Annotated in this window: 23 protein-coding genes; 3 read left to right on the forward strand and 20 right to left on the reverse strand. The window is 59.4% G+C overall.

The window, feature by feature from the left end; all coding sequences use genetic code 11:
* Window positions 1–19 precede the first annotated feature (19 nt).
* The 8 genes from OOT55_RS01440 to metG all read right to left on the reverse strand — a co-directional run bounded on the left by OOT55_RS01440 (window position 20) and on the right by metG (window position 9125).
* Window positions 20–841, reverse strand: coding sequence for a mechanosensitive ion channel family protein (locus OOT55_RS01440; protein ID WP_265367389.1), 822 nt, complete (start codon window positions 839–841; stop codon window positions 20–22).
* Window positions 842–929: 88 nt separating this feature from the next.
* Window positions 930–1646, reverse strand: a complete 717-nt coding sequence (locus tag OOT55_RS01445) for an electron transport complex subunit E (protein ID WP_265367390.1) — start codon at window positions 1644–1646, stop codon at window positions 930–932.
* Window positions 1643–2314: an electron transport complex subunit RsxG gene (gene rsxG / locus OOT55_RS01450; protein WP_265367391.1), complete on the reverse strand. Its 672-nt coding sequence runs from the start codon at window positions 2312–2314 to the stop codon at window positions 1643–1645. The genes OOT55_RS01445 and rsxG overlap by 4 nt, the downstream gene beginning before the upstream one ends.
* Window positions 2315–3367: an electron transport complex subunit RsxD gene (gene rsxD / locus OOT55_RS01455; RefSeq protein ID WP_265367392.1), complete on the reverse strand. Its 1053-nt coding sequence runs from the start codon at window positions 3365–3367 to the stop codon at window positions 2315–2317.
* Window positions 3368–3370: 3 nt separating this feature from the next.
* The gene (gene rsxC, locus OOT55_RS01460; RefSeq protein ID WP_265367393.1) at window positions 3371–5671 is read right to left on the reverse strand and encodes an electron transport complex subunit RsxC; all 2301 of its coding nucleotides are present in this window, start codon (window positions 5669–5671) and stop codon (window positions 3371–3373) included.
* Window positions 5671–6291: an electron transport complex subunit RsxB gene (rsxB, locus tag OOT55_RS01465; RefSeq protein WP_265367394.1), complete on the reverse strand. Its 621-nt coding sequence runs from the start codon at window positions 6289–6291 to the stop codon at window positions 5671–5673. Before rsxB ends, rsxC begins: the two co-directional genes overlap by 1 nt.
* A gap of 39 nt (window positions 6292–6330) precedes the next feature.
* Window positions 6331–6906, reverse strand: coding sequence for an electron transport complex subunit RsxA (gene rsxA, locus OOT55_RS01470; protein WP_024459490.1), 576 nt, complete (start codon window positions 6904–6906; stop codon window positions 6331–6333).
* A gap of 203 nt (window positions 6907–7109) precedes the next feature.
* Complete coding sequence (gene metG / locus OOT55_RS01475) at window positions 7110–9125, reverse strand: methionine--tRNA ligase (protein WP_265367395.1); 2016 nt, start codon at window positions 9123–9125, stop codon at window positions 7110–7112.
* Window positions 9126–9744: 619 nt separating this feature from the next.
* Between metG and apbC the strand changes: the two genes are divergently transcribed.
* Window positions 9745–10842 (forward strand): iron-sulfur cluster carrier protein ApbC, encoded by a 1098-nt coding sequence (apbC, locus tag OOT55_RS01480; protein WP_265367396.1) that lies wholly within the window; start codon window positions 9745–9747, stop codon window positions 10840–10842.
* A gap of 67 nt (window positions 10843–10909) precedes the next feature.
* On the opposite strand, the gene OOT55_RS01485 is transcribed toward apbC, so the two are convergent.
* Window positions 10910–12856 carry a family 16 glycosylhydrolase gene (locus tag OOT55_RS01485; protein WP_265367397.1) on the reverse strand — a complete coding sequence of 649 codons (1947 nt, stop codon included), beginning with the start codon at window positions 12854–12856 and terminating at the stop codon, window positions 10910–10912.
* Window positions 12857–13157: 301 nt separating this feature from the next.
* Here OOT55_RS01485 and dcd point away from each other — a divergent pair, with 301 nt between their 5' ends.
* On the forward strand, window positions 13158–13727 hold the full coding sequence (dcd, locus tag OOT55_RS01490; protein WP_024459494.1) for a dCTP deaminase: 570 nt from the start codon (window positions 13158–13160) through the stop codon (window positions 13725–13727).
* Here dcd and OOT55_RS01495 read toward each other — a convergent pair.
* The 7 genes from OOT55_RS01495 to OOT55_RS01525 all read right to left on the reverse strand — a co-directional run bounded on the left by OOT55_RS01495 (window position 13708) and on the right by OOT55_RS01525 (window position 19900).
* Window positions 13708–14373, reverse strand: a complete 666-nt coding sequence (locus OOT55_RS01495) for an SCO family protein (RefSeq protein WP_265367398.1) — start codon at window positions 14371–14373, stop codon at window positions 13708–13710. The genes dcd and OOT55_RS01495 overlap by 20 nt on opposite strands.
* A 2-nt stretch (window positions 14374–14375) precedes the next feature.
* Window positions 14376–14720: a cytochrome C oxidase subunit IV family protein gene (locus OOT55_RS01500; protein ID WP_265367399.1), complete on the reverse strand. Its 345-nt coding sequence runs from the start codon at window positions 14718–14720 to the stop codon at window positions 14376–14378.
* A gap of 8 nt (window positions 14721–14728) precedes the next feature.
* Window positions 14729–15409 carry a heme-copper oxidase subunit III family protein gene (locus OOT55_RS01505; protein ID WP_265367400.1) on the reverse strand — a complete coding sequence of 227 codons (681 nt, stop codon included), beginning with the start codon at window positions 15407–15409 and terminating at the stop codon, window positions 14729–14731.
* Between the two features lie 4 nt (window positions 15410–15413).
* Window positions 15414–16100: a cytochrome c oxidase subunit 3 gene (locus OOT55_RS01510; RefSeq protein WP_265367401.1), complete on the reverse strand. Its 687-nt coding sequence runs from the start codon at window positions 16098–16100 to the stop codon at window positions 15414–15416.
* A complete protein-coding gene (locus OOT55_RS01515) occupies window positions 16097–17854 on the reverse strand; it encodes a cbb3-type cytochrome c oxidase subunit I (protein ID WP_265367402.1) in 1758 nt (585 codons plus the stop codon). Before OOT55_RS01515 ends, OOT55_RS01510 begins: the two co-directional genes overlap by 4 nt.
* 25 nt (window positions 17855–17879) lie before the next feature.
* A complete protein-coding gene (locus OOT55_RS01520; RefSeq protein WP_265367403.1) occupies window positions 17880–19232 on the reverse strand; it encodes a c-type cytochrome in 1353 nt (450 codons plus the stop codon).
* A 113-nt stretch (window positions 19233–19345) separates the two neighbouring features.
* Window positions 19346–19900 carry an NAD/FAD-utilizing enzyme gene (locus OOT55_RS01525; protein WP_265367404.1) on the reverse strand — a complete coding sequence of 185 codons (555 nt, stop codon included), beginning with the start codon at window positions 19898–19900 and terminating at the stop codon, window positions 19346–19348.
* A gap of 550 nt (window positions 19901–20450) precedes the next feature.
* On the opposite strand from OOT55_RS01525, the gene OOT55_RS01530 reads away from it, so the two are divergent.
* Entirely contained in the window at window positions 20451–21560 is a 1110-nt protein-coding gene (locus tag OOT55_RS01530; protein WP_265367405.1) for a M15 family metallopeptidase, read from the forward strand.
* A gap of 105 nt (window positions 21561–21665) precedes the next feature.
* Here the strand turns inward: OOT55_RS01530 and OOT55_RS01535 are convergent, their stop codons facing one another.
* The 4 genes from OOT55_RS01535 to purM all read right to left on the reverse strand — a co-directional run bounded on the left by OOT55_RS01535 (window position 21666) and on the right by purM (window position 24725).
* Entirely contained in the window at window positions 21666–22151 is a 486-nt protein-coding gene (locus OOT55_RS01535) for an FKBP-type peptidyl-prolyl cis-trans isomerase (RefSeq protein WP_265367406.1), read from the reverse strand.
* A gap of 102 nt (window positions 22152–22253) precedes the next feature.
* A complete protein-coding gene (locus tag OOT55_RS01540; RefSeq protein ID WP_265367407.1) occupies window positions 22254–22973 on the reverse strand; it encodes a DUF3108 domain-containing protein in 720 nt (239 codons plus the stop codon).
* A 22-nt stretch (window positions 22974–22995) separates the two neighbouring features.
* Entirely contained in the window at window positions 22996–23661 is a 666-nt protein-coding gene (gene purN / locus OOT55_RS01545; RefSeq protein ID WP_265367408.1) for a phosphoribosylglycinamide formyltransferase, read from the reverse strand.
* Window positions 23658–24725 carry a phosphoribosylformylglycinamidine cyclo-ligase gene (gene purM / locus OOT55_RS01550; RefSeq protein WP_265367409.1) on the reverse strand — a complete coding sequence of 356 codons (1068 nt, stop codon included), beginning with the start codon at window positions 24723–24725 and terminating at the stop codon, window positions 23658–23660. The genes purN and purM overlap by 4 nt, the downstream gene beginning before the upstream one ends.
* Window positions 24726–24808 lie beyond the last annotated feature (83 nt).

Raw genomic sequence — 24808 nt, forward strand, 5'->3', positions numbered from 1 at the left:
TTGGCGGCGCCCCGGAGAACTATGGTTTTTCGTTGAAGATATGGAGGTCGCGCTGGGGGAAGGGGATGCTCATACCGTTCGCTTCCAGCTCCACCTTGATTTTCTCGGTCATGTCCCAGTACACCGGCCAGTAATCCTCGGTTTTCACCCAGGGCCGCACGATGAAGTTGACACTACTATCGGCCAGGGCCGATACGGCAACGTTCGGTGCGGGATCCTGCAGTACCCGCTCGTCCGATGTGAGCGCGGCCATCATGACTTCCTTGGCTTTTTTCAGATCGTCGCCGTAGCTGATACCAAATACCATATCCACCCGCCGGGTGTCCCGGGCGGAGTAGTTGATGATATTCCCTCCGTAAATGGCGCCGTTGGGGATGGTGACTTCTTTGTTGTCTGGCGTACGCAGAATGGTCGAGAAAATACTGATCTTTTCCACCATTCCCGCCGTGCCAGCGGCCTCGATATAGTCTCCGGCTTTGAACGGGCGCAGCACCAGCAGCAGGAAGCCAGCGGCAAAGTTCTGCAGCGATCCCTGCAGCGCCAGGCCGATGGCCAGGCCGGCCGCACCGAGAACGGCAATCAGGGAAGTGGTGTTCACACCCAACTGGTCCAACGCGGCCACGATGACAAAAATGAGCAGCAGCACTTTGGCAATGGTTTGGGTGAACTCAATCAGTATGCTGTCCAGCTTGGTGCGACCCAGCACCTTACCGAGAATACCGACGAGGATGCTGATGATGATCCGGCCGATAATGAAAATCAGCAGGGCCGTGACAATGTTGATGGCCCAGGGTATGACGTAAAGACTGATCAGTTCGTTGATCTTTTCGGTGTCGAGCATAGACGTATCCCTCGGTAGGTGATGAACGGTAGACTCTAAGTCTAACGGATATTTCATCACTCTGCCGAGAGATTGCCTATCAGGGGGGTTAGCTGATATTCCCGGTGGTACGTACCCGTTTGCTGCCTTTGACCGGCTTGGTGCTACGCGCGGCTTCGCGTCTTTTCAACTGAGCGTCAACACTGTTTTTCAGCGCAATCAGAAAGCCGGTCACGATAAAGGCGCCGGGGGGAAGCACGGCCACGAGAAAACCCGGATAGTGCTCGAAGGGTTGCCAGGTCCAGTCGCGGGCGCCTTCGCCCAGCAGCAAGTGCATGTCATCGAATAAAGTGCCGTTACCGAGCAGTTCACGCACTGAGCCCACGGCCAGTAGCACAAACATGAAGCCCATTCCCATCATCAACCCGTCGGCGGCTGACGGCAGCACCGGGTTTTTACTGGCAAAGGCGTCGGCCCGCCCCAGAATGGCGCAGTTGGTCACAATCAGCGGAATGAAAATCCCGAGAATGGTGTACAGCTCGTAAGTGAATGCTCGCATCAACAGTTCGATGCAGGTGGTCAGGGCTGCAATGATCATCACGAAAGCGGGCAGGCGCACCGCATCACTGACGCCTTTGCGAATCAGGGACACAATAATGTTGGAGCTGGTCAGTACCAGTAACGTAGCCAGTCCCAACCCCAGCGCGTTGACCACAGAGCCGGTCACCGCCAACAGCGGACACAGGCCAAGCAGTTGTACCAGCGCCGGGTTGTTGGTCCAGAGGCCGTTTTTGGAAATCGCTTGATAGTCGGCGGCTTCACTCATTGCGTCGTGCCTGTGTTTTCAGAAGTTTCAGGGGCTTTCTCGGGGACGTCGTCCGGGAAGAGCACCGTGTGGTACTGGTCCACAAATTCCAGGACACGTCGAACCTGATGCACCACCGCTCGTGGGGTGATAGTGGCACCGGTAAACTGGTCGAAGGCGCCTCCGTCTTTTTTCACGCGCCAGTCTTCCGCTGCCGGATTCCCGAGGGAGCGGCCGTGAAAGCCCAGTATCCAGTCGCTTTTTTTCAGGTCCACCTTATCACCCAGGCCCGGAGTTTCATTGTGGGTGAGCACCCGCACACCGGCAATTCGGCCATCCCGGTGAACGCCCACGATCATCCGGATATTTCCGCTGTAGCCGTCGGGCGCGACGGCGGGAATGATCACCGCTTCAACCTGCCCGTTCTGGCGGGCCAGGTGAATGGCCTCTGGCTGGCGCAGGCCCAGGGTGTCCAGCGCCTCCTCCGGCACGGCTAAGGTGTCGGTCAGCAGGTCGTTATCATGCTGATCTTCCGGAATGATTTCCAGTAGAGCGGCGGCGGCCGCCTGCCGCTCGGCATCCGCGATCTGATCCCGGGTGGCCTGGTAGGTACCGGCAAGCACACCGGCGGTTACCAGTGCAAAAGCCCCCAATAACAGGCTGTTTTTACCAATCGACCAACCGAACATCTAGTGTTCCTCCTTTTCGGTCGCGCGGCGCGCCTTGGTATGACCGTAGGTGCGGGGCAGCGTGTAATAATCGATAAAGGGCGCGGCAAAATTGGCCAGCAGTACCGCGAAGGCGACCGCATCGGGGTAATTGCTCCAGGCCCGCATGACGTACAGCAAAATTCCGATCAAGGCGCCATAAATCAATCGTCCCCGGGTGCTCACCGCCGAACTGACCGGATCGGTCACGATAAAGAAGGCCCCGAACATGGTGGCCCCGGACAACAGATGAAAGACCGGAGAGCCGTTGCTGGCCGAGCTACCATCAAAGAATAGTACAGACATCACCGCCAGGGCGACCAGCATGGCCACCGGGGCGTGCCAGGTGAACACCCGCTGATACAGCAGGAAGGCGCCGCCGAGCAGGAAGCCCAGGTTGACCCATTCCCAGCCGGCACCGGCCAGCCAGCCGGCATTCAGGGTCGGATCGCTGGTGTAGAGATCGGCCATGGTCTGACCGGTGTTCTGCTTCATGACATCCAGCGGGGTGGCTGCGGTGTAGCCGTCCACCGGCACGCCAGCGAAAATCTGCTTGAGGCCCTCAGTCAACCCGACCAGGCTTTGACCTTCGGCCAGGGTCGCGGCCGGAGCGGCCCACTGGGTCATGTCCACCGGGAACGAAATCAGCAACACCACATAGCCGACCATGGCCGGGTTGAACGGGTTGTAGCCCATGCCGCCATAGAGCTGTTTGGCCAGGATAATGGCAATGCCGCTGCCGGTCACCACCAGCCACCAGGGGCAGTAGGGCGGCAGCGCCAAACCGAGTAGCACACCGGTGACCAGAGCGCTGCAATCACGCAGATAAAACATCACCGGACGCCCGCGCAGCTTCATGACCAGTGCTTCAAACGCCAAAGCGGACAGACTGGCCAGCAGCACATTGAACAGGCTGCCCCAGCCAAAAGCCAGGGTCATGGCGACCAGGCCGGGCAGCGTGGCGAACACCACCAGGCGCATCAGTTGCCCGGTACCACGGGTACTGTGTGTGTGGGGGGAGGTGACCCTCAACATCGCTTACCGGCCCTCGGTCAGTTGTTGCAGTTTGTCTTCCAGCTTGGTGAGGCCGGTGCGAAACGCGTCCACGTTCTCGTCCTGCTCCGCCTCGGCTTTTTCCAGTCGCTGGCGGGCTTTCTCAATGCGGGCTTTGAGTGACTCGATCTGGGCCCGTTGTTTATCTTCGGCACTCATGGTTCCCATCGCGGCGGCTTTCGCTTTCGCCCGCTCGATCGCCATACTGGCCACATCGTCGGTATGGCGTGAGGCCGAACTGGGTTCGGCCACCGTGGACGGCGCCAGTTCGGACAGCTCCTGCTGGGTGTCGGCAATTTTCTGCTTGAGCTTGTCGACGCCCTGTTGCAGGGCATCGGCTTTGTCGTCGCCGGATGCGCGTGCGGCGTCGGCTTTTTCCTCGGCTTTCGCCAGGCGCTTGTACAGCGATTCCAGGCTGGACTTCAGTTTGTCTTCCGGGCTCATGGTCATCTTGGCCTGAGCGCGGGCGATAGCAGCGGATACCGGGTCGTCCGCCGGCTTTGTTTCGCTGTCATCTCGCGCCTTGGTGGCACCGCTGCCTTGCTCCAGCTGGTGCAATTTGTCTTCCGCTTCACGGACTTTCAGTTCCGCCTGCTTGATGCGTGCTTTCTGTTTCTCGCGCTGCTCGTCGGTAACCTCGGCACCCGGCTCGCCCGGTTCAAGGGGGCGTTGGGCTTTTTCCAGACGGTCCTTGGCCGCCGCCAGGTTGCGCTCCAGTTTGGCCCGCTGCGCTTCGGGAGATTGCTGTCTGGCCTGCGCTTTGGCCAGCGCATCCGCCACCGGGTCGGCTTTGGCCGCCGGCGCATCGCTTTTCTGCTCGGCCAGTTTGCGCTTGGCTTCCTCGGCCGCCTTTTTACGGGCTTCACGCTTGGCGGCCTTTTCGGCTTCTTCTTTGGCGATGCGTTCCTGACGGAACTCAAAACGGCGCCGGGCCCGGTCGGACTTCTCTTTTTCCTGTTGTTGCTGGCGGATCGCCCCTTTTGAAGCCCGATAGTACTGCACCAGCGGAATATGGCTGGGGCAGACGTAGGAGCAGGCACCGCATTCAATGCAGTCGAACAGGCTGTGCGCTTCGAGCTTTTCGTAATCCTCCGCCTGGGCGTACCAGAACAGTTGCTGCGGTAACAGGCTCGCCGGGCAGGCCTCGGCACACAAGCCACAGCGGATGCAGGCTTGCGCCGGCTGGGGTGGCGGCAGTTCTTTTTTCGTGGGTGCCAGAATGCAGTTGGTGGTTTTGATCACCGGCACACTGGGCTCCGGCAGGGCAAAGCCCATCATGGGGCCGCCCATCACCAGGCGCGAGGCTTTCTTTGCGTCGAAGCCGTGCTGCTCGAGAAGAAAGTCGATCGGTGTACCGAGTAACACCTCCACATTGCGCTGGGTTGTCAGCGCCTCACCCACCAGGGTCGTGATGCGGGATACCAGTGGTTCGCCGTAACGCACCGCCCGATAGGCGGCCACCGTGGTGCCCACGTTCTGGCACACTACACCAATGCTGGCGGGTATCTGGCCGCTGGGGACCTCTTTGCCCGTCAGAATCTGGATCAGTTGCTTTTCACCCCCGGAGGGGTATTTGGTGGGAAACGACACCACCTGCACCGGCGTGCCCTCGGCCGCCTTTTCCAGCGCGGCAATGGCCTTGGGCTTGTTGTCCTCAACGCCGATCAACAGCGCCTTGGGATGGTCGAGCAGCTTGGCCAGCAGTAGGGTGCCGGCGACAATTTCGTCCGCCTTGACCTGCATCAGCATGTCATCGGCGGTGATATAGGGCTCGCACTCGGTGCCGTTAATGATCAGGGTATGAATGCGGTGGTCGGCGCGTGGGCTCAGTTTCACCGAGGTGGGGAAGCCGGCACCGCCCAGCCCGGCGACACCCGCACTGCGTATTTTGCCAAGCAGTTCGCTCTTGTCCAGCGCATCATAGTCGTCGCACCGCTCCAGCGGTATCCACTCATCCTTGCCGTCCACATCAATGACGATACAGGGTGCGGAATAACCGGAGGGGTGGGGAATCAGGCGGTCCTCAATGGCACTGACGACGCCGGACGTCGGGGCGTGCACCCGGGCGCTGAAAACGCCTTCGGCTTCAGCCACGAGCTGGCCGCCCAGAACCCGTTCGCCCACGGTAACCACGGGTTTGGCGGGTTTGCCGATGTGTTGATTCAGGGGCAGTGTCAGCACCGGAGGCAAGGGCATTCTGGCCAGCGGTAACTGCAGAGATTGCGCCTTGTTCTCCGGCGGGTGAACGCCACCGGGAATGTCCCACACTTTGATTAAACTACCCATTAAGCCGCTTCACCTGTGGTGTCTCGATCAGTGGCAATCAGGTTGATCGCCTGCGCTTCGGCCGGAGCCGGTTTCGCCCATTTCCACTCGTTGAGGCCGGTTTCGATGGGCACCATATCGATGCAATCGACCGGGCAGGGCTCGACGCACAGATCGCAGCCGGTGCACTCATCCACAATCACCGTGTGCATCTGCTTGGCCGCCCCGATAATGGCATCCACCGGACAGGCCTGAATGCATTTGGTGCAGCCGATGCACTCGTCTTCCCGGATGTACGCCACCTTTTTTACTTCGGACTCTTCGCCATGTTCAGCGTCCAGTGTCGGCGCTTCCACATCCAGCAGATCCGCCAGGGCGTTGATGGTGGCCTGACCACCGGGAGGGCACTTATTGATCGCATCGCCATTGGCAATGGCCTGGGCATAGGGGCGACAGCCCGGATAGCCGCACTGACCGCACTGGGTCTGGGGCAGGAGGTCATCAATCTGCTGGATGACCGGGTCTTCCTCCAGACGAAAGCGCACGGCGGCATAGCCCAATATGGCACCGAAAATAAGCGCCAGGCTACCGAGCGCAATCAGCGCCGAGGCAATCGGATTTTGTATGATCAGGTCCAGCATAAGTCGATGCGAGTCAGTCGGTGAACGGTCGGTTCGGCGCTAGACCAAACCACCAAAGCCCATAAAGGCCAGGGACATCAAACCGGCGGTAATCATGCCGATGGCGGCGCCTTTGAACGGTGTCGGCACATCGGCCACGGCGAGGCGCTCGCGCATGGCGGAGAACAGAATCAGCACCAGCGAAAACCCCAGTGCCGCACCAAAGCCGAAGACCGTGGACTCAAAAAAGCCGTGATCCTTGGTGGTGTTCTGCAAAGCCACGCCCAGCACCGCGCAATTGGTGGTGATCAGGGGCAGAAAAATACCCAGCACCCGATATAGCAGTGGGCTGGTTTTCTCAATGAACATTTTGGAGAACTGTACTACTACCGCAATCACCAGAATGAACGAAATGGTGCGCATGAAACCGATGTCCAGCGGCATCAGTATCCAGGTGTTGATCAGGTAGCTGCACACCGAGGCCAGGGTCAACACAAAGGTGGTGGCCCCGGCCATGCCGATGGCGGTTTCCAGTTTGTTGGACACGCCCATAAACGGGCACAGTCCCAAAAACTGAACCAGTACGAAGTTGTTCACCAAAATGGCGCTCAACAATATGATGGCGAATTCGGTCATGCCTGTCCTTACCTGGGTAGTGCGCCGGCTGAGGCGCACATTATCGTTAACCAGCGGGAACCCTTCAATCTAAAAGCCCCCGTTGGTTAGGCTGTTTCAGCATATGCTTATGCCGCAGCAGGTGCGGTGTACCCCGCATCCGCCTCAGTGCCAAAGCCTGCGTAGGGTGGATAAGGCGCGCAGCGCCGTCATCCACCATTAATTCACATCACCCTCTGGCCCGGCTTGGCACCGCTATGGGGCTCCAAAATATGAATGTCTTTACCGCCGGGCCCGGCCGCCAACACCATGCCCTCACTCATGCCGAACTTCATTTTACGCGGCTTGAGGTTGGCAACCATGATGGTCAGCTTGCCCTGGATATCTTCCGGGGCATAAGCACTCTTGATGCCCGCAAAGACATTGCGGGTTTCGCCGCCGAGATCCAGGGTCAGGCGCAACAGCTTGTCGGCGCCCTCGACGTGCTCGGCCTTGGCAATCAGCGCCACACGCAGATCCACTTTGGCAAAATCGCCAAATTCGATTTCCTCGGCAATGGGCTCATCCGCCAGAGGGCCGGACGCTTTCGGGGCCGGGGCGGTTTCTTTGCTGGCTTCGATCATGGCGTCTACGTGCTCCTTCTCCACCCGGGTCAGTAGGGGCTTGAATTTCTCGATGCTCTCACCGCCACGGAAACGCAGTGGCTGACTCCAGTCCAGAGTCTCGCTCAGGAAGGCTTCGGCCTTCTCCGCCAGTTGCGGCAGTACCGGTTTGAGCCAGGTGACCAATGCGCGGAAGCAGTTCAGGCCCTGGGTGCAGATGGCCAGCACTTCGGCCTCGGTGCCTTCCTCTTTGGCCAGTTTCCAGGGCTCTTTCGCGGCAATGTATTCGTTGGCGACATCGGCCAGGGCCATGATCTCGCGCATGGCTTTGCTGAATTCGCGGTTCTCGTAGTGCTCGGCGATGCTCGCTTCGGCATCTACAAACCGCTGCCAGAGCTCCGGCTCGGCGATCTCGTTCGCCAGCGTGCCGCCGCTTTTCTGGACAAACTTCGCGGTGCGGCTGGCGATGTTGACCACCTTGCCCACCAGGTCGCTGTTGACCCGCTGGATAAAGTCATCCAGATTCAGGTCCAGATCGTCCACGGCGCCGGTCAGCTTGGCGGCGAAGTAGTAGCGCAGGTATTCCGGATTCAGGTGGTCCAGATAGGTCTGGCCATTGATAAAGGTCCCGCGCGACTTGGACATCTTCTTGCCATTGACGGTGACAAACCCGTGCACGCAGATTTTGGTCGGTGTGCGGAAGCCCGCCGAGTGCAGCATGGCCGGCCAGAACAGAGCGTGGAAGTTGATGATGTCCTTACCGATGAAGTGGTACACCTCGGCGTCGGAATCCGGCTTCCAGTAGTCGTTCCAGTCCTTGCCCTGGGCATCCAGCAGGTTTTTCAGGCTGGCGATGTAGCCGATGGGGGCGTCCAGCCAGACGTAAAAGTATTTGCCGGGCTGGCCGGGAATTTCAAAACCGAAATAGGGCGCATCCCGGGAGATATCCCACTCGTGCAGGTCAGAATCCAGCCATTCGGACACCTTGTTGGCCACTTCGTCCTGCAGATGGCCGGCACGGGTCCACTGTTTCAGGAAGTCGGCAAATTCGGGCAGCCTGAAAAAGAAGTGCTCGGACTGCCTGGGTACCGGTGTGGCACCGGACAGGGCAGAGACCGGGTCGATCAGGTCCATCGGCGAATAGGTGGCACCGCAGGCTTCGCAGTTGTCGCCGTACTGATCCGGCGTTTTGCACTTGGGGCAGGTGCCTTTGATGTACCGGTCGGCCAGGAACAGCTCCTTGACCGGGTCAAACGCCTGGGTAATCTCGCGCCGGGCGATATGGCCGTTGGCGTCCAGTCGGGTGTAAATCAGTTCGGCCAGCTCGCGGTTTTCCGCCGAGTGGGTGCTGTAGTAGTTGTCGTGGTGGATCAGAAACCCTTCGGACACGGCTTTATGGGCGGTGTGCATCCGCTCGATGTGTTGCTCGGGGCTCAGGCCCAGCTCTTCGGCCTTGAGGGTGATGGCGGTGCCGTGGGCGTCGTCGGCACAGACGTAGAGGCAGTCGTGGCCGCGCAGTTTCTGGAAGCGCACCCAGATGTCGGTCTGGATCTGCTCCATGAGGTGCCCGAGGTGTAGGTCGCCGTTGGCGTAGGGGAGGGCACTGGTCACGAGGATTTTGCGGGCGGCTTGGCTCATGGTCTCTGCGATCGTCTGATGGTGAAAAAAGGAGGCGCACTATAGCAAATTTTGCCCGTTTCTTCAGGGGGTTAGCCGGAAAAGTTGACTACAACACTTGGTTTTTCCCGTTTCGATGCAATAATGTGGGCATTGAACCTTTTGTTACTGCAGTAACCGTGGGTGACTGAACGTCCGGCGAAAGCGGGAGGAAGGGGGTTTGGAAACCCGCCGTGAACCCATCCATGGGGGCTTCTCGTCGGCTCCATGCCTCCGAGAGTTTCCAAACCCCCTTCCTCCCGCTTTCGCCTCAGTGCCATTTGAGCCTCTGGTGGTATTTTGCTGGTACAACTATGGATGTGTGCCTGTTTTAAGCCATACATCGGCGTAGGGCGGTCGGTCCGACGCTTCGGAGCGCAAAGCGCGTACCCGCCGTAACCCAGCGTTGAAGTTGCTGCTCTACCGTGCTGCCAAATTGGCACTGAGGCCTCGGCAGGGGATACCCCATTGGAGACTCTCGGAGGCAGGGAGCCGACGAGAAGCCTACAGGGATGTATTCACGGCGGGTCTCCAATGGGGTATCCCCTGCCGAGGCCGGACTACCGGCTATCCACCCAAGCCCAAAGGAATTCGAAATATTATGTCTGAACAAGCCAAAAGTGCCCTCGAAAACGCCGTAAAAGCCGTCAAAGACCCCACAACCGGTCTGTCTTTGGGTGAATTGGGGGTGACTCCCGAAGTTCACCTGGACGCTGGCGAAGCCGAAATCTCTCTTACCCTGGGCTACCCCGCCGAAGGTGTCGCGGAGGAACTGGCGGGCGCAGTTAATGAGGCCGTGTCGTCAATCGATGGCGTGGACTCGGTTGCGGTCAATCTCGACTGGGCCATTCCCGCCCGGGGCGGCGCCAATACCGGAGGCGAAATCCCCGGGGTGAAAAACATCATCGCCGTCGCCTCCGGCAAAGGTGGGGTTGGCAAATCCACCACCGCGGTCAATCTCGCCCTGGCCCTGGCCGCCGAGGGGGCCCGGGTGGGTATTCTCGATGCCGATATCTACGGCCCCAGCCAGCCCAAAATGCTGGGCGTGGGCCAGCGGCGGCCCGAGGTGGTGGATGTCGATGGCAAGCAGATGATGGTGCCCATCGAAGCCCACGGCATCCAGTCCATCTCCATGGGTTACCTGGTCACCGAGCAGACCCCCATGGTCTGGCGCGGCCCTATGGTCAGTGGCGCGCTGCAGCAACTGCTGACCCAGACCCGCTGGGACAATGTCGACTACCTGATTGTCGATATGCCCCCGGGCACCGGTGATATTCAACTGACGCTGTCCCAGAAAGTGCCGGTTACCGGTGCGGTGATTGTCACTACCCCCCAGGATATTGCTCTGTTGGATGCCCAGAAAGGCATTGAAATGTTCCGCAAAGTGAAGGTGCCGGTGTTGGGCGTAGTGGAGAACATGGCGGTCCACGTCTGCTCCAACTGTGGTCACGAAGAACACATTTTCGGGGCCGGTGGCGGTGAGCGTATTGCCCGGGATTACGATACGCGGCTCCTGGGGTCGCTGCCCCTGGATCTGTCCATTCGGGAAACCACTGACGGCGGCACGCCCACGGTGGCTGATGATGCGGACTCGGCGATCAGTCAGCGCTATCGCGCTATTGCCCGGACGCTGGGGGCTACCTTATGGCAGCAGTCCGGTGGCTCGGGCGGGCCCGAGATAGCCGTGGTGGAAGATTAGTGCGAGGAGAAAACCTGTCCGGCGACCTACGTCACCGGACAGGCAGGTGGGACCCTTTAAAGGGAGGTTACTGACAGATACCGGTGCTGTTGGCGCTGTCGAAGGTCAGTGTTGTGTCGGCAACGTCGCTGACACAGAAGTTGACCGTGACACCGCCACTGGCGCTGGTGCTGGTAGTAAAGCTGGCTACGCCATTGGCATCGGTGGTGGCGGACTGGGTCTCACTCCAGGTGCCGGAGAAATTACCGGTTACGGTCGCGCCGCTGACCGGATCGCCCAGATCGTCCGCAATGGTCACGGTGGCGGTGCCAAACTTCTGGCCGCGTCCGGCGCTTTCGGTGCCGGTGCTGACGCTGCTGACCACCACGGAGCTGGCCGCTTCATCACCACCGCCGTCACCGGTCGAACCGCCCGCGCCCAGGATCGCAATGTTGTCGATCACATAGGTGTCGGAAGTAAAGGCATCGGGATCAATCAGGAACATGATCGAGTCGACGTCGGTGTTGGTGGTTTCGCCATCGATGCGATCAGCCAGGCGGAAACGCAGGGTCTGCCAGCCGTTGGCATGCTCAACGAAGGCTTCATACTTGCTGTGCCGTCCGGTGGGGTAGTTGTCCGCCGTGGCGGTCGCGGTATTTTCCAGTTGAACCAGGATCTGCTTGCCCACCAGGTTCGGATCGGTGTTGTTGACGTCCATGACGAAGGCTTTATCGCCGGTCAGGAAGGGCGCAACATCCGGCAGAGCGCTGGTGGTGGTCGCGATCACATCCCACTGGCTGGCGCCGTCGCGGGTGTAGGTCAGAACACCACCGGTGGTGTCGAACGTACCGGTATAGCTGGTGTAGGTCAGTGCGCTGTTGCCATCGAAGTCGTCCAGAACCGTCTCCACACCGTGATCCGGCTCAATGAACACCGGGATGTTGAGGGTATGGGTGCCGCAACTGTTGGAAACCTCTACCGACAGGTTACCCGACGTCGCACCCGTGTAATCCACTTGCGCGGTAGCCGTACCCTGGCCAGTCAGCGTGGCCCCGGCCGGGACGCTCCAGGTGTAGGTGCTGTCGGTGCCGACTTCGCCCACCAGGTCATAGGTGGCCGATTCGTTCGGTGCGACGATGTGGGGACCGTCGATGGCCGGTTGACCCTGGTCATAGACGCGGACGTAGTCCACTTCCATGGAAACCGGGAAAATGCTGTCATCGGGCGTACCGCCCCAGGTGCCACCCACCGCGACGTTCAGCAGGAAGTGATACTGGTAGTTCTCGAAAGTCCACCAGCTGCTGTTTTCTATGTCTGATGAAGTGATGGTTGAGTACAGAATGTCGTCGACATACCAACGCATTTCATAAGGCGTCCACTCAATGGCGTAGGTATGGAAACCGTCGGACCACTTTTCCGGCTGGCTCAGGATGTGGGCGCCGGTAAAGGAGTTGTCGGGCCAGGCCTCGCCGTAGTGGATGGTGCCGTGGGCTAGCATGGACGCCTGGCCGGTAGATTCCAGGATGTCGATCTCACCGCTCATCGGCCAGCCAACGTCTGGATCGGTGGGTAGCATCCAGAACGCGGGCCACAGGCCCTGGCCTTCCGGCAGCTTGATCCGGGCCTCAAACCGGCCGTTGGTCCACTGGCCGCTGTCCGGCATATTCGCGGTGCGAATGCGCCCGGAGGTGTAGTTATTGGCCTTGACCCGCTCCTTGCGGGCGGTGATCTTCAGTGTGCCGTTGGACACTTCGAGGTTGTTGGCGCTGTAGGACTGCAGCTCGTTGTTACCCCAGCCACAAATCCCGTAGTCGCAGCCGTCACCTTCCTGGATATCCCAGACGTTGGTGTTCAGCGCGGAACCATCAAATTCGTCGCTCCAGACCAGATTTTGGCACTGCTGGGCCTGGGCCGAGCCTGCGGAAAAGGCCAGAATGCCCGCCAGCGCGGCCGACAGCCCCAGGCGTCGCTTGACCGATGGTGTGTTGTCACGACCTTGGGAGTCGGGGACCGGTGTCTTATGGTTATATCTCATGCCGTTGTACCTTTGTTATATATAAAAATGGTATCGCGGTCGTTGTGCGGCCCTGCTCAAAAACCGCAGTGTCAACTTACGCTTCGGCGGGTAGGGGGTCGTCCCACTTTGGCGCATGAATCAAAGAGGGACATGGCCCGGCGTAAAGTGGGACGCCGATTATTCCCGCGAGGGCTGTGTTTCCGGGCACCGGGTGTGGCGCCGATCCGAAGAGGCCTTGCAAAGGTGGGATTTGTGCGTGAAAACCGCTATGATGCGCCCCCTCCAGTTTCAACCGAATGGCCCTCTGTGGGAGAACCCGATGAGTATCAAGTCTGACAAGTGGATGCGCCGCATGGCGGAGCAGGAAGGCATGATTGAGCCCTTTGAACCGGGGCAGGTGCGCTATGATGCAAACGGCGAGCGGATGATCTCCTACGGCACTTCCAGCTATGGCTACGATGTGCGCTGTGCCGACGAGTTCAAGATCTTTACCAATGTCTACTCATCGGTAGTCGACCCCAAGAACTTCGACGATAACAGCTTTGTCGACGTCAAGAGTGATGTGTGCATCATTCCGCCCAACTCCTTTGCTCTGGCCCGGACGGTGGAGTATTTCCGGATTCCGCGCAATATCCTGACGGTGTGCCTGGGCAAATCGACCTATGCCCGCTGCGGCATAATAGTCAACGTGACTCCGCTGGAGCCCGAGTGGGAAGGCCATGTGACCCTGGAGTTCTCCAACACGACGCCCTTGCCGGCGAAAATCTATGCCAATGAAGGCGTGGCTCAGATGCTGTTTTTCGAGTCCGACGAGGTATGCGAGACGTCCTACCGGGACCGGGGCGGTAAGTACCAGGGCCAGCGCGGCGTCACTTTGCCGAAAACCTGATACCGTCGTTCTGCGCTGCATAGTAGCCCCGCACAGCGCGGTAATCTTTCAGTAGCTGATCGACCGTGAACTGATAGTGACCGCGCTCATCCCGCTGGGGCTTGAACACCGCCTGCAGTTGCCCCCGGGGGTTGAGCAAAAACAGCATCAATCCGTGCTCAACGCCTTCCGGGCGGACCCGTCCCACCATCCCCAATCCCTGCTCAAAGCTCTTGTGCTTCCGACGGCTCTGTTCTGCGCGCGTCAACCCGATGAATTTGGGGTGGAAGTAGGGCACATACTGCGCAAGTACCTCCGGCCGGTCCCGTTCACCGTCGATACTGTAAAAGAGCACTTGCAGGTCGGTGTAGGTCTGCTCCTGCTCCAGCCGGTCCAGCATCCCGGCCACCTTCACCAATGTCAGGGGGCAGATATCAGGGCAGTGCGTGTAGCCGTAGGACACCAGGTGCCATTGCCCTTTGAGGTCCGCTCGACTGAACGGTTCTCCCCGGTGGTCGACCAGGGTAAAAGGCTCCAGCTTGCGTGCCGGTTGCAGGTAAGCGCCCTGCACGGCAGGTGGTGGAGCGTAATGCGTCAGGATGTAATAGGCCGTGGCGCCAGACAGGAGTAGTAACAGGCAAGTGGCGACCAGAATCCAGCGGCGCATGGTCAGGGCGTCCCACGGATCCACCCGAAACTGAGAAACGTCAGGCGGCTCCAGTCAATGTAGCTCGCTTCGATAGCCATCAGGGCAATGAAAATCAGGATGGCAAACAGTGGCACAATGATGATGAACTTGAGCGCGAAACGCTCCCAGGCAAAATGCATGAATATCGCCACAATCAAGCCGGCTTTGAGCATCATGAACAACAGAATCAGAGACCAGCGCAGCGCGCCTTCCAGTTGAAAATAATCCACCAGGTAAGAAAACAGGCTCAGCACAAACAACAGCAGCCATACCTTGAGGTAAAGACCAATCGGGTGCTGTTGGCCGACGGTTTCCACATCACTCATAACTCACCTCACCACAGATAGAAAAAGGCGAAAATAAACACCCAGACCAGATCGACAAAGTGCCAGTAGAGCCCGGCGATCTCGACAATTTCGTAGCCTTTTTTCTCATAGTCTCCGCGCCTCACTTTGCGTGCGACGATGGTCAGATAGATGACGCCCCCGGTGACGTGCAGGCCGTGGAAGCCGGTAATCATGAAAAACACCGCGCCGAACTGCTCGGCACCGAACGGGTTGCCCCAGGGACGAATGCCCTCTTCCACGATCAGCTTGGTCCACTCAAACGCCTGTAATCCGACAAAGCTTGCACCCAGCAGTGCGGTCGCCATCATGAACAGAAACGTTTTCTGCCGTTCGCGTCGATACGCCCAGTTCACCGCCATGGCCATGGTGCCGCTGCTGGTGATCAGAATGAACGTCATGATGGCAATGAGTAACAGCGGAAGGTGGGCGCCAAACAACTCCATGGCGAAGATTTCGCTGGCCGGCGGCCAGGGCTCCGAGGCCGACATGCGTACCGACATGTAACCGATCAGAAACAGACTGAAAATGAAGGTGTCACCCACCAGAAACACCCACATCATCAGTTTGCCCCAGGGCATGTCGAACGCCTGCTTGTCGGCTGACCAGTCGACGACCAGACTGTCCCAGCCAGAGGTGTCGAGATGAGTGTCGGGCTTATCGGTGTTCATGGGACTAGGCCTCCAGTCCGCACAGGATCGCCAGGGCTCGATAGGTATCCGCCGAGCGGGTCAGCAACCAGAAAAGCATTACCCAGACCGCCAGCAGGTAGTGCCAGTAGAGCGCGCACAGGCGCAGACTGTCGATGATGGTTCGTGCCGCCGCGGCCCGCCACATGTGCCGCAGGGGACGGTACAGGACGCCAAGCCCCACCAGCAGGTGGATACCGTGCACCCCGGTGAACAGGAAGAAGTAGCTGCTGGCGGGGTTACTGCGCACGCCATACCCCATATCGCTGAGAATCTGCCATAACCACAGCTGGGCGATCAGGAATTGCAGCGCCAGAAAGCCGGCCCCGAGTAACGCCGCCAGGCTCAGACCGGGCTGGCTGGCCCGGGCCGCGTTCAGCGAGACCTGCATCAGCACACTGCTGAAGACCAGAAGACCCGTGTTTACCCAGAGCCGCGTCGTGTTGCTCAGGGGGCGCCAGGCGTCCCCGGCCAGGGCTTCAAAACCGGGATATTGGGAGTGGGTCAGAAAAGTCACGGCGAACAGGGAAAACAGTACGGTGGCGATCGCCAGAAACAGCGTCAAGGCGATGCGACGACTCTGAAATTCCCGCTGCGGTGAATCAAACGGGGCATTGGCTGGCACGGATTCTTCGAGCCAGGATTTTTCCGTCAGTGCGTGCCAGAGTCTCATGACGACGCCTCCTGTGTTGGACGTTTGCGAACCTGATCCGGGGGCAGATTCTGGGGAATGTAGTCGTCTTCGCAGTCCGGAACGCTGTAGGCGTAGGCCCAGCGGTACACTTTCGGACTCTCGGGTCCCCAGTTGCCGTGCCGGGGCGGCAGGTCGGGGGTCTGCCATTCCAGGGTGGTGGCGTGCCAGGGGTTGCGTTCGGTGGGGGCGCCCCGCTTCAGACTCCAGAACAGGTTGATGATGAAAATCAGTTGGGCCAGGCCGACGATCAGCGCCGAAACGGTGATGCCTGCGTTGAGTGTCTGGGCGGAGTCCGGCACGAACCCGGTCTCCCCCATGGCGTAATAGCGGCGGGGCACGCCGAGAAAGCCCAGGTAGTGCATGGGAAGGTAAATCGCATAGGTCCCAAGAAAGGTAACCCAGAAATGCAGCTTCCCCAACCCTTGATGCAGGGTGCGCCCGGTGATCAGCGGGTACCAGTGATAGATCGCGGCGAACAGGACCATGATGGGAGAGACCCCCATGACCATATGGAAGTGCGCCACCACAAAATAAGTGTCAGACAGGGGCAGGTCGACCACCACATTGCCGAGGAACAGGCCGCTCAGGCCACCGTGCGTGAAGGTGAAAATGAAGCCGATGGCGAACAGCATGGGCACCGTCAGATGAATGTTGCCCCGCCACAGGGTCAGTATCCAGTTGTACACCTTGATGGCGGTGGGCACGGCGATAATCAGGGTGGTGGTGGCAAAGAAAAACCCGAAGGTGGGGTTCATACCGCTGACGTACATATGATGCGCCCAGACCACGAAGCTGAGCAGTCCGATAATGACAATGGCCCAGACCATCATCCGGTAACCGAAAATGTTCTTTCGCGCGTGAGTGGCAAGAATGTCGGACACGATACCAAAGGCGGGCAGGGCGACGATGTACACCTCTGGATGACCGAAAAACCAGAACAGGTGCTGGAACAATAAGGGGCTGCCGTCGGTGTAATCCAGGCTTTCTCCCAGCGATACCAGAGCGGGCATGAAGAAACTCGTCCCCACGGTCTTGTCCAGGAGCATCATGATGGCGCTGACCAGCAGGGCGGGGAAGGCCAGCAGGCCCATGATGGTGGCGATGAAGATGCCCCACAACGTCAGTGGCATGCGCATCAGGGTCATGCCGGCTGCTCGGGCCTGCAGAATGGTGGTGACGTAGTTGAGTCCGCCCATGGTGAAGGCGACGATGAAAATGGCCAGCGAAGCGAGCATGCAGATGATGCCCCAGTCATAACCCGGTGTGCCCTGCAGGATGGTCTGCGGTGGGTAGAGTGTCCAGCCCGCGCCGGTTGGCCCCTCTGGCACGAAAAAGCTCGCCAATAACACGATGACGGCCAACAGATAGGTCCAGTAGCTGAGCATGTTGAGGTAGGGAAAGACCATGTCACGGGCGCCAATCATCAGCGGAATCAGATAATTGCCGAAACCGCCCAATAAAATTGCCGTCAACAGATAGATGACCATGATCATCCCGTGCATGGTGACAAACTGCAGGTAGGAATTCGGGTTGATGAAGTCAAAGGTGTCCGGGAAGCCCAATTGCAGTCGCATCAGAGCCGACAGCACCAGCGCCACCAGACCGACAAACACCGCCGTCAGTGCGTACTGAATGGCGATGACCTTGTGATCCTGACTCCAGATGTATTTGCTGATAAATCCGGTGGGCTCGTGGGTGGCCACCGGTTGATCGGCCAGAGCGGTGTATTTCATACCGGATCCTCGGACAGTGCTCGGTTTACAGTTGATTGATGTAGGCCAACAGGTCATCAATGGCCTGATCGTCGTGCAGGGTCCTGGCCATCAATGTCATCTGGGTACCGTAGTAATCGCCCTCGTGGCTGCCGCGTACCCCCTGCTTGAAATGCTCCAGTTGGCGACGCAGATACCAGTCGTACTGACCGGCAAGCGCCGGCGCATTGGTGGCGTAGTTCCCCTCGCCCTGATCACCGTGGCAGTTGCTGCAGTTGCGATACAGGCGTTGGCCCCGCTGCGCATCGCCGGTCACGGTGGTGTCGGGAGGCTCGCTGGTCAGGGAATCGATATGCGCGGCTACATCCCGCATCGCCTGTCGGTCCGGCAGGGTGGCCATCATGCCGGCCATCTGTTGGCCGAAGCGATCCTCTTCGTGGCTGCCGCGCACGCCGGTCTTGTAAAACTGCAACTGCCTTTCGAGATACCAGGGGTCGAGGTGGCTGAGCCGGGGGGCATTCATGTCCGCGTTGCCGCCGCCATCCGGACCGTGACAGCTGGCACACACACCATACAGTTGGGCGCCCCGCTGTGGATCGGCGCGATCCTCGTTCTGGGTGTCGGCAAACGTTGGATGGCTGGCCAGCCAGCGGTCAAAGTCTTCGCGCGGCTCGATGACCACCTGACCGCGCATGGTGTGATGGGCCATGCCACACAGCTCCATGCACAGAATGTCGAAGCGCCCGTCCCGGGAGGGTTCGAACCACATATAACTCACCATGCCCGGCACCATGTCCATTTTGACGCGGAATTGGGGGACGCCGAAGTTGTGCAGCACATCGCGGGAGCGAAGCAGGGCCTTGACCGGCTGGTTGACCGGTAGGTGGAGCTCGTTGTTGAACACCAGCCGATCGTCCTGCCCGGCCGGATCGTCGGGATCCAGGCCAAAGGGGTTCTGTTCGCTCATAAAATGAGGATGGGTGCGGCCCAACTGGCCGTCCTCGCCGGGGAAGCGAAAAGTCCAGTGCCACTGCTGACCGAGCACCTCAAAGTGAGCGGCATCGTCGGGGGGATCGACAAATTTGGCCCAGACAAACAGCCCGGGCGCCAGCATGGCCGCCACCCCGATGCTGGTAATGACGGTCAGCCACAGCTCCAGGGGCTTGTTCTCGGGTTCGTAGTGCGCTTTGCGGTCCTTGCGGAACCGGTGCCGAAAAATGGCATAGGCCATGAACAGGTTGACCGCAATAAACACAAAACCGGTCACCCAGAACGTGATTTCTACCGTACTGTCAATGTTGCCCCAGTTGGACGCCAGGGCGGTGAACCACCAGGGGCTGACGAAGTGAAACAGCAAGGTGCCCGCAACCAGCAACACCAGAACGATTACCAGAACCATGGAGGTGCTCCGCTGCCTTTGTTATCGGTTGGGGCGACTGACAGTCCGGGGGCGTCTGTCGCCCGCCTGTGGCGGCGCCTTCGGGAAGGCGCCGAGGTATGGGTATCAGACCTTCAGGGCGCCCAGCGAACAAACTTTTGCCACTGCTTTTGCGCGCCGACCAGCCAGCCCGGTACGGGCTGGCCCAAGCCCATGTCCTCGACGTTGGGGTGATCGGCTATGACTTTCAGTAGCAGTTTCTCCTGTCCGGGATCCACGTCCACAATCAGCAGGTGTCGTCCGGAATTGATGGCACGCTCGAACTTCAGGTACTGATGGTTGGGGCGTTGGATGCCGATCAGTCCGCCCTCCCAGGTACAGAAGCCCAGCAGGATGATGGACAGAAAGATCACCGGGATCCACAAATAGCTTTCGCTCAGGCCCACGATATAGGCAATGACGAGCGGGATGGCGGCGGCCACCAGCCCGATCAGAAAGCCGATTTTGCCGGAGTGGATCACGTCCTTGCGCAGCAGCGATTCCACCTGGTGGAGGTGGTGGGACTCCAGTCCGGCATCGTTGTTGCTGAGGATATGGATCTGTGGACGGGCAATACCCCGAGCTTCCAGGTCGCTTTCCAGTCGCTCGAGGTCATCCAGGTCGTCACTCAGGTAAAAATGGCGTCTCATGCGTGTCACCTCTGGTTCAGGTATGGGCGGGCACTGGCCCGGGGCTGACAGCTTGACGGCCTCGACTGAAGTATAGCAGTGGTGCTGGTGGGTGATTTTAACGCCTCAGGCTGTGGCTGGGAGGTGTGAATAAGAGGGTATATCGAATGGGTGGGGTTACACCGAGTAGTTATAAAATTTCGCTCTGGGGGCGGTTTTTATGATGTGGGTTTGTTAGCAGCCCAGTGTTTATGAAAAGATCGTCTAGGTGGGCCCTGGTTGAGGCGATATTAAAGTTTTCAGCGCCCTGGCCGCCAGAATCAGTGTTAAGAACGTTCTTTATAGATATCGGTGATAACCAGCCTAATTGATATAAGCGGTCGCTGAAAAATGGCTGGGAATACGCTATAGTTGGCCATAAGTGTGACGTTAGCGGTTGTTTTTTGCGCTTATTCGTGATCTCCGAGGATCAACTGGTACGTCAGGCCCGACAAGAACGAGACATCGGTACCCGCCAACCGTGTTTGGCGGCGCGTCAATTCAAAAGTGCAGGAAGTTCGAGAGAGGAACGGTGAAACGTAGAGATTTACTGGTTGGCTTTGTATCCGGGGTTGGCTTTACCGCCGGCAACGCGTACCTCTGGCAAATGGCGGAGAATAGCAGCCAGGCTCGTGAGATGCTGGCGGAAGACGGCTACGACCTGGATGGGGATCCGTTTGCCCTCGTTGACGGTGAAGAGGGGATCGGTGCGCCGGTGACGCCCCCGGCCTCGCGGGTTCGCGCCACGGTGGCCGATGCCGTTGATCTGCCGTCACTGGATGCATTGACCGAAGAGCGCTCGATTCAGAGCAGCTCCCTCGTGGAAGCGGTCGAGCAGAACCTGGCCCAAGCGGACCGCGAGAGCTGCTGTAATGACCACAATCACGCGAGCGCCGGGTCGGGGCAGATTGCCGAAGGCGACGCACACGCTCGGGTGCTGGAAAAAGTCCGGAACTTCAATGGCGATTTCATTGACGATATCTTCCTGACCGAAACGGAAAAGCCGGTTCTGCATTCGCTGTTTGTGCGGCTGAAGCGGGCCGAGCGCCTGGTCGGGCACGGCAACTACAATCTGCTGAGCTTTGACGAGCTGTTCAAATACGGTAAACGGTTTTCGGAAGTGGGAGCCTTCACCCCCGCCGAGTTCCAGATGATTGAAAAGCTGTTCTTCACCGAGGCCAAAAAATACGGCTTCTATGGTGAAAAAGTCACCACAGAGCTGACCGCCAAGATCCCTCCACGAGAAACCATCAAGATTCCCTATTCCGGCCACTATTTGTTGCGGGGTGACTCGGAGGCTTACTACGACAAGCTGCGCCGGGACATTGGAGACAGTGTCATCCTGACCTCCGGGGTGCGGGGCAACGTGAAACAGATGCACCTGTTCGTGGCCAAGTGCCTGGAGTCCAATTACAACCTCTCCAAGGCGTCGCGCTCACTGGCGCCGCCGGGCCACAGCTACCACGGAATCGGCGACTTTGATGTAGGCCGGGTGGGGTGGGGCTACTCCAACTTCACCGACAAGTTCGCGGAAACCGATGAGTTCAAGCGAATGCAGGACCTGGGCTACGTACAGATCCGCTACACCAAGGACAACCACTACGGCGTCCGCTTCGAGCCCTGGCATATCAAGGTCGTGTGACGGTTGTAGTCGAGCCGTCGTAGACAACAAAAAGCCCCTGAACGCCTGGCGCCAGGGGCTTTTTTGTGGGGCGCTACCTGCACCCCGGCACTGAGCGGTTGCCGCTTAGTGCTCGTGACCTTCCGGGCCGTGAACGTGGCCGTGGGAGATCTCTTCTTCGGTGGCGTCACGTACTTCGGTCACTTCCACGTCAAAGTTCAGGTCCACGCCCGCCAGCGGGTGGTTGGCATCGATAGTCACGGTGTCACCTTCAACGGCCGCTACGCGGACGATCTGGGTGCCCTGTTCGGTTTGGGCCTGGAACTCCATGCCCACTTCCACCTTCTCAACGCCGGTGAACATGTTGGCCGGCAGTTCCTGAATCAGGTTATCGCTGCGCTCGCCGTAGGCTTCGGCGGCCGGTACCTTGGCGGTCAGTTTGTCACCCACGTTCTTGCCTTCCAGCTGCTTCTCCAGGCCGGGGATGATGTTGCCAGCGCCGTGCAGGTAAGTCAGCGGACCACGCTCGTCATTGGACTGGTCCAACTGCTTGCCATCGCTGTCGGTCAGGGTGTAGTGAAAGCTGACGACGCTGTTGTTGGAAATGCTCATAAATTAACCTATTGGTTGCGGGTGAATGAAAACGCGTTAGACGTTGATGGGGACGGGGAGGCCGGAATACAACCGCCCGCGACCCAAAAAATGCTCGAAGATTCAGAATGATTTGATCTTTTTGCCGTTAACTCGGGCTTTATCGATGTTGATCGTGTGTGAGTCGCCGTCTTCCTGCTGCTCCAGACGGACCAGCAAATAGTCCCATTTTGGCGCCAGCCAGGCGTAGGTCACCCGGTCGTCATCGTCGCGGCTGCGCATGACCTTGACGGTATCCACTTTGCCCATAGGGGTATTCAACCGCTCTTCGCCGACAATTTCAAATCGGTACTCCTTCATCTGGCCACCGTCGGCGATGGCATACTCCAGGTTGTTCCGGCCTTCAATCAGGTCTTTCTGAAGCTGGATCTGGTAGCTCAGCTTATCTTGCACACGCTTGCGGATGTCCATGGCCCAGCTTTTACCCTGCACATCGTTGATCACCCGCTCCTTGTCCCAGTTGAAGGTCAACTCGGCATCCCGGTCGCGGCCCAGGCCGCGGCGTTTATAGAAGTATTTGCGTGGCTGGACCACGCCGTCGACCCAGTCAAACTGGGAGATTTCCTCGATATTCCCGATCCAGGAGTCGGCCTCGAAGCGCAACTGCTGGCCTCCGTCCTCAAGATCCGTCAACTGGTGAGTGACGGTGACCTTGATACCGAAAATACGGGTGGAGTATTCGTTTTCGAAGCTTCGGGGCATCTCCGCGCTGACGCTCGCGGCGAGCAGAACGGTCAATCCGACAGTGGCTAGAGTGCGCAGCAAAACGTGCGTGAGGGGCATAAATGGCTCCTGAGCGTCCTGTTTAAGACTGGGTTGAGTCCATTAGATACCCATTTGGCCCTAAAGGTTCGTTATTCAATAACGCCTGGCCGGACTCCATGCGCAGTCGCCCCTCGGCGAACCACTTTACGGCCAGGGGGTAGATCACGTGCTCCTGGCGCTGAACCCGCGCCGCGAGCGACTCGGCGTCATCGTCCGCCAGCACGGGAATCCGTGCCTGAACGGCGGGCGGGCCGCCGTCGAGTTCGGCGGTCACGAAGTGCACGGTGACACCGTGCTCCTTCTCTCCGGCCTCCAACACCCGCTGATGGGTGTGCAGGCCCTGGTACTTGGGCAGCAGTGAGGGGTGAATGTTGAGCATTCGACCCTCGTAGTGCCGAGTGAAGGCGGGCGTCAAGATACGCATGAAACCCGCCAAAACCACCAGCTCCGGTCGGTAGTGGTCGATGCGCTCCCGCAGCGCGGCGTCAAAGGCCTCGCGGGAGTCATACCGGGTGTGATCGAGCACTTCGGCGGGGATGCCGGCGTGTTCGGCCCTCAGTAGCCCGCGCACGGCGGGCCGGTTACTGATGACCGCCACGATATCAATCGGTAACTGGCCGCTCTGTTGACCCTCGATCAGGGCTTGCAGGTTCGAGCCGCTGCCGCTGATCAGCACTACGACCCGTGTCGGCTGGGCTGAACTCAAGCGTCGCTCCCCTCTAAGGAGGTCAACTCAACGCGGGCTTCGCCCTTCTGCGCGTCGGCAATCTGCCCGACCACAAAGGCCTCTTCACCGGCCGCCTTGAGCAGCGCCAGGGCGTCGGCTTCCTGCGCCTTGGGCAGGACAATCACCATACCCACGCCGCAGTTGAAGGTCCGGTACATTTCCCGGGGCGCCACGCCACCGGTCTTCTGCAGCCAACGGAAGACCGCGGGCAACTGCCAGCTCCGGGTGTCGATCACCGCTTTACAGTTTTCCGGCAGAACCCGGGGGATGTTCTCCAGCAGGCCGCCTCCGGTAATGTGGGAGAGGGCGTGGACATCCAGCTCGCGGATCAATTTGAGCAGCGGCTTGACGTAAATACGGGTGGGCGCCATCAGCGCTTCACTCAGGGGCTGACCGTCGCAGTCCTGGGTCAGGTCGGCGTCGCTCACTTCAATGATTTTGCGAATCAGGGAGTAGCCGTTGGAGTGCGGTCCGCTGGAGGCCAGGCCAATCAGCGTGTCGCCCGTCGCCACCTTTGAGCCATCGATAATTTCCGACTTCTCCACCACGCCGACGCAAAAGCCGGCCAGGTCGTAGTCATCGCCTTCGTACATGCCCGGCATTTCGGCTGTCTCGCCGCCTACCAGGGCGCAACCGGCCTGCTCACAGCCGGCGCCAATGCCGGTGACCACATCCGCCGCCACGTCCACGTTCAGCTTGCCGGTGGCGTAGTAGTCCAGGAAAAACAGTGGTTCGGCCCCGGCCACCACCAGATCATTCACACACATGGCGACCAGGTCGATGCCAATGGTGTCGTGCCGCTGGAGGTTCATCGCCAGGCGCAGCTTGGTGCCCACACCGTCGGTTCCGGATACCAGCACCGGCTCGCGGTAGCCTTTGGGCAGCTCGCACAGGGCGCCAAAACCACCCAGCCCGCCCATGACCTCCGGGCGACTGGTGCGTTTGGCCACACCTTTGATGCGGTCTACCAGGGCTTCACCCGCGTCAATATCGACGCCGGCATCTTTGTAACTCAGTGACGGTTGCGCGTGTTTTTCAGTCATGAATGGGCTGTGCTCTTGATGTGCTGTCGGGATGACGGCAGCTCGCTGCCGCACTGGACGGGATTTTTCCGATTCGATGGGCG

Source organism: Marinimicrobium sp. C6131, from assembly GCF_026153455.1.
GTDB lineage: Bacteria > Pseudomonadota > Gammaproteobacteria > Pseudomonadales > Cellvibrionaceae > Marinimicrobium.

Bases quoted from the DNA above. Each gene is read 5' to 3' on its own strand.
- purM (WP_265367409.1), bottom strand. From the start codon at position 24,725: ATGACTGAAAAACACGCGCAACCGTCACTGAGTTACAAAGATGCCGGC.
- rsxG (WP_265367391.1), bottom strand. From the start codon at position 2,314: ATGTTCGGTTGGTCGATTGGTAAAAACAGCCTGTTATTGGGGGCTTTT.
- OOT55_RS01510 (WP_265367401.1), bottom strand. From the start codon at position 16,100: ATGAGACTCTGGCACGCACTGACGGAAAAATCCTGGCTCGAAGAATCC.
- OOT55_RS01520 (WP_265367403.1), bottom strand. From the start codon at position 19,232: ATGGTTCTGGTAATCGTTCTGGTGTTGCTGGTTGCGGGCACCTTGCTG.
- metG (WP_265367395.1), bottom strand. From the start codon at position 9,125: ATGAGCCAAGCCGCCCGCAAAATCCTCGTGACCAGTGCCCTCCCCTAC.
- rsxB (WP_265367394.1), bottom strand. From the start codon at position 6,291: ATGCTGGACCTGATCATACAAAATCCGATTGCCTCGGCGCTGATTGCG.
- rsxD (WP_265367392.1), bottom strand. From the start codon at position 3,367: ATGTTGAGGGTCACCTCCCCCCACACACACAGTACCCGTGGTACCGGG.
- OOT55_RS01535 (WP_265367406.1), bottom strand. From the start codon at position 22,151: ATGAGCATTTCCAACAACAGCGTCGTCAGCTTTCACTACACCCTGACC.
- OOT55_RS01445 (WP_265367390.1), bottom strand. From the start codon at position 1,646: ATGAGTGAAGCCGCCGACTATCAAGCGATTTCCAAAAACGGCCTCTGG.
- dcd (WP_024459494.1), top strand. From the start codon at position 13,158: ATGAGTATCAAGTCTGACAAGTGGATGCGCCGCATGGCGGAGCAGGAA.
- rsxC (WP_265367393.1), bottom strand. From the start codon at position 5,671: ATGGGTAGTTTAATCAAAGTGTGGGACATTCCCGGTGGCGTTCACCCG.
- OOT55_RS01440 (WP_265367389.1), bottom strand. From the start codon at position 841: ATGCTCGACACCGAAAAGATCAACGAACTGATCAGTCTTTACGTCATA.
- apbC (WP_265367396.1), top strand. From the start codon at position 9,745: ATGTCTGAACAAGCCAAAAGTGCCCTCGAAAACGCCGTAAAAGCCGTC.
- OOT55_RS01505 (WP_265367400.1), bottom strand. From the start codon at position 15,409: ATGAACACCGATAAGCCCGACACTCATCTCGACACCTCTGGCTGGGAC.
- OOT55_RS01500 (WP_265367399.1), bottom strand. From the start codon at position 14,720: ATGAGTGATGTGGAAACCGTCGGCCAACAGCACCCGATTGGTCTTTAC.
- OOT55_RS01525 (WP_265367404.1), bottom strand. From the start codon at position 19,900: ATGAGACGCCATTTTTACCTGAGTGACGACCTGGATGACCTCGAGCGA.
- OOT55_RS01485 (WP_265367397.1), bottom strand. From the start codon at position 12,856: ATGAGATATAACCATAAGACACCGGTCCCCGACTCCCAAGGTCGTGAC.
- OOT55_RS01515 (WP_265367402.1), bottom strand. From the start codon at position 17,854: ATGAAATACACCGCTCTGGCCGATCAACCGGTGGCCACCCACGAGCCC.
- OOT55_RS01495 (WP_265367398.1), bottom strand. From the start codon at position 14,373: ATGCGCCGCTGGATTCTGGTCGCCACTTGCCTGTTACTACTCCTGTCT.
- rsxA (WP_024459490.1), bottom strand. From the start codon at position 6,906: ATGACCGAATTCGCCATCATATTGTTGAGCGCCATTTTGGTGAACAAC.
- OOT55_RS01540 (WP_265367407.1), bottom strand. From the start codon at position 22,973: ATGCCCCTCACGCACGTTTTGCTGCGCACTCTAGCCACTGTCGGATTG.